This window comes from Yoonia sp. (assembly GCF_017854415.1).
GTDB lineage: Bacteria > Pseudomonadota > Alphaproteobacteria > Rhodobacterales > Rhodobacteraceae > Yoonia.
In genome coordinates, this window is record NZ_JAFMHR010000046.1 from 16,419 (window position 1) to 20,378 (window position 3,960).

Annotated in this window: 3 protein-coding genes; 2 read left to right on the forward strand and 1 reads right to left on the reverse strand. The window is 56.1% G+C overall.

Annotated features, from left to right (window positions below; translation table 11 throughout):
• Positions 1 to 1,640, forward strand: a 1,640-nt coding sequence (locus QZ197_RS07240) for an aminopeptidase P family protein (protein WP_296431198.1), incomplete at its 5' end; no start/stop codon positions are given.
• Positions 1,641 to 1,704: 64 nt separating this feature from the next.
• A complete protein-coding gene (locus tag QZ197_RS07245; protein ID WP_296431199.1) occupies positions 1,705 to 2,046 on the forward strand; it encodes a DUF427 domain-containing protein in 342 nt (113 codons plus the stop codon).
• A gap of 11 nt (positions 2,047 to 2,057) precedes the next feature.
• On the opposite strand, the gene QZ197_RS07250 is transcribed toward QZ197_RS07245, so the two are convergent.
• A complete protein-coding gene (locus tag QZ197_RS07250) occupies positions 2,058 to 3,752 on the reverse strand; it encodes a chloride channel protein (protein WP_296431201.1) in 1,695 nt (564 codons plus the stop codon).
• Between the last annotated feature and the right edge of the window lie 208 nt (positions 3,753 to 3,960).

Below are 3,960 nucleotides of genomic sequence, written 5' to 3' on the forward strand. Positions count from 1 at the left end.
CCCGCGATGCCCGATTGGAATGGCTGACGGGGTTTTCAGGCTCTGCAGGGTTCTGTGCTGTGTTGGCAGATGTCGCAGGTATTTTCATTGATGGCCGATACCGCGTGCAAGTGCGCACGCAAGTCGCGGATGAATTTACGCCCGTAGATTGGCCTGAACAGCGGCTAGCCGATTGGCTGCCGACGCAATTGCAAAGTGGGGTTCTGGCCTATGATCCGTGGCTGCATACCGTGTCGGAAATCGCAGACTTGCGCAGCGATTTATCGCAGCTCAAGTTAGCGCCGACGGACAACCTTGTTGATCTTATTTGGGCGGACCAACCGGCAGCACCCGTGGCACCGTTCACAGCCCATGCTATTGAACGCGCAGGCGAGCGCCATGACGCCAAGCGCGCGCGCCTTGCGGCAGATCTCAAGCAAGATGCCGCAATTCTGACCCTCCCGGACAGCATCGCATGGCTGTTGAACATTCGCGGCACTGATATTGCGCGCAATCCTGTGCCACAGGCTTTTGCGATTTTGCACAAGACTGGCCGTGTTGATCTTTTTGCGGGTTTTGGCAAAGCCGACGGCATTTTGGATCATTTGGGGCCAGATGTTGCAGTGCATGACATCACAGGGTTCTTGGGTGCATTGAACGGTTTGAGAGGCAGCGCGCTGATCGATGCGCGGACCTGTCCGGATATTGTTGCAACCACTTTGACTGATGCCGGCTGCGAGGTTGTGCAAGCGAAAGACCCCTGCATTTTGCCCAAGGCCTGCAAGAATGCTGTCGAAATTGCGGGCGCGCAAGCTGCCCACAAACGCGATGCCGTCGCGATGGTCCGGTTCTTGGCATGGCTTGATAGCCAAGGCCCTGATGCGGGGCTAACTGAAATCGATGTTGTCAAAGCCCTCGAGGGCTTTCGGATGCAAACAAATGCACTTCGCGACATCAGCTTTGAAACGATCTGCGGTGCGGGGCCACATGGGGCGATCGTTCATTACCGCGTCACCGAAGATACGAACCGCAAGCTTGGTGCGGGCGAGCTGTTGCTTGTAGATAGCGGCGGCCAATATATCGACGGAACGACCGATATTACCCGCACGATGGCTATCGGCACCCAGACTGCGGAACATCGGCAGTGCTATACCCGTGTTTTGCAGGGAATGATTGCGGTCAGCCGCATTCGATTTCCACACGGCGTCGGCGGTCAACATCTTGATGCATTGGCGCGCGCGCCTTTGTGGCTTGCGGGACAAGACTATGATCATGGTACGGGTCATGGTGTAGGAAGTTATTTGAGCGTCCATGAAGGGCCGCAAGGTATTTCGCGCCGCTCTGAGGTGGCCTTGCAGCAAGGTATGATCTTGTCCAATGAGCCGGGCTATTACCGCGAAGGCGCGTTCGGTATCCGGATCGAAAATCTGATTTTTGTAGCGGATGCCCCTGCGCTTGATGGAGCCGACGACCGCAAGATGCTCGCGTTCGAGACGCTCACGTATGTGCCGTTTGACAAACGCCTCATTGACACCAGTTTACTGACGCAAGCAGAACGGCACTGGATTGATGGTTACCATGCGGATACATTGAGCCTGCTTGCGCCCCTATTGGGCGCGGGTGACCGCGATTGGTTGACGACGGCCTGCGCCCCGCTGTGACAGCTATTTGTTGCATGACGTGATGAAATTGCGGCCTGCCGCACCTGACGAGAGGAAAGACCACATGGCCGACCATATCAAAATCCGCCCTGCAACGGGAACTTGGGTTGTACGTGCCGCCGGTGCTGTGCTGGGCGAAAGCACCAATGCGCTTGAGTTGACCGAGGGCGATTACCCCCCTGTCATCTATTTTCCGCGTGCTGATCTTGCGATGGCGTTTTTTGATCCAACAGACATGTCGGCGACTTGCCCTTATAAAGGTGCTGCCAGCTATTTCACCATCGTCGCAAAAAGTGGGCCGATCCCGAACGCGGCTTGGTCTTATGAAAACCCAATCGAAGCTGTAGCCGCGATCAAAGATCACTTGGCATTCTTTCATGAAAAGATCGCGGTCGAGCAGGTTTAAGAACCCGCGCCCTACGAATGCTCTTCGGCGGCTGTCTCTGACAATGCACGGTTCATGGCGCGCAACGCGTCGACCTGAAATAACGCGCCCCACAGCTCTGGTGGGGTGTCTTCACCGCCCAATGTCACGACGGGAATAAAGCGTGGGCTGCCACGCTCAAAGATTGGCATAGCTTGTTCGAGCGTCGCGTTGCCGTCCAAGTAAAGTCCATCGCGCACAAGATCCCAACATGCGTCTTCCGACGCAGCATCATCAGCCCCCACTTCGCGCATGATACTTGATACCTTGAAAGTCGCCAAAAGATAAGCCTGCGGGCCTGCTGCCAGATGAACGTTGCGCCGTTCAAGCTGGGTAAGAAAGAACGAGCGGTCCACGAGCCGCGAGGCAAGGGCCGTGGACATCGAGACAGCGACCATCACGGCAAGACCGGTTTGCCAGTCACCTGTTAGCTCGAAGACAATGAGAGTGGTTGAAATTGGCGCACCAAGCACGGCTGCAGCGACGGCCCCCATGCCAGCCAGCGCATAAAGCGTACCGCTGCCTGACACTGTCGGAAAAATTGCCGTGGCAATGATACCAAAGGCCAGCCCCGTCAAAGCCCCGACCATCAGTGACGGCGAGAATACGCCGCCGCCCATGCGCCCACCCATCGTAATTGCGACTGCAATCACCTTGAGAACCACAAAGACGATCGCTTCGTGCAGTAGCAATTCGCCAGTCAGAGGCCCGCCCATAGTAATTGCGACTGCGATTACCTTGAGGATCACAAAGACAATCGCTTCGTGCAACAACAGCTCGCCAGTCAGGGCAGCTGAGGTCGTTTCGTAGCCCACGCCGATAATATGGGGCCACCAGATCGCTAGCCCGCCCAGCATTGCGCCAGCCACAGCGGGGCGCAGATAGCGCGGAAGTCTCGACTGCTCTTGCAAGTAACTGCCAAGATCATCGGCCCAAAAAATCGCTTTCATAAAGGCCACAGCAACCAAGCCACACACAAGCCCAAGGATCAGAAAGGCAGGCAGCTCCACATAAAAGCCAAGCGCGTTTTGAACTGGCAAAGTGAATTCCGTGACATCGCCAAAAACAAGCCGGTTAATTACGGTGCCGACGGCTGCAGCAATGACAATCGGCGCAAATGCGTGAACCGCAAAGTGACGCAGGACCACTTCGAGCGCAAAGAGTGCGCCCGCAATGGGCGCATTAAAACTGGCCGAAACAGCAGCAGCGACCGCGCAGCCCAACAGATCCCGTCCTGTGATGCCATTCGCGTTGATCCAGCGGCACACACCCGTTGAAATGACAGCCGCAAGGTGAACGACGGGCCCTTCGCGGCCCGTTGATCCACCCGTCGACAAGGTCACCATCGATGCAACCGCAGAGGCCAGCCCCCTGCGCACTTCAACCCGGCCTTCGGACAGTGCCGCACTTTCGATCACATCCGCCACGGATCGCGCGCGCCCGTCATCGGTAAAGTGATGCAAGATCAAGCCGACGATCAAACCGCCGCAGATCGGGATGATCAGAATTTGATACCATGCCAGTCCAGCCGCAAAGGAATGCAATGTAAGGACGTCATCGGTGCCATAAGCCGTCGTCTGGATTGCATAGATCCCAAGTCGAAACAGCACGGCCGCAAGGCCCGACGCTATCCCGATCGCAAGTGCGATGAACCAAAACTGGATCTGGTTCGGCCCATGCGTTTTCATAACCCGGCCAGCATCCTGACAAGTTGAACAAAACTGCGCAAACCCTTGCTTAAGAAACTCTTTTACTGGCTTGCCCATGTGCAGTCTTTCTTGCGACGTGTAGTGAAAGCCTCTTTTGGCGGACCTACTGTCGCTCCTTCGTGATCAGCCTATGTCAAGTAAATCGGGCATCCAAGTCCGATTTTGTGCATTTGAACAATGAAAAATA

What these genes read in the sequence shown, in the direction of transcription:
- QZ197_RS07245 (WP_296431199.1), top strand. Translation starts at nt 1,705, where the DNA reads ATGGCCGACCATATCAAAATCCGCCCTGCAACGGGAACTTGGGTTGTA.
- QZ197_RS07250 (WP_296431201.1), bottom strand. Translation starts at nt 3,752, where the DNA reads ATGAAAACGCATGGGCCGAACCAGATCCAGTTTTGGTTCATCGCACTT.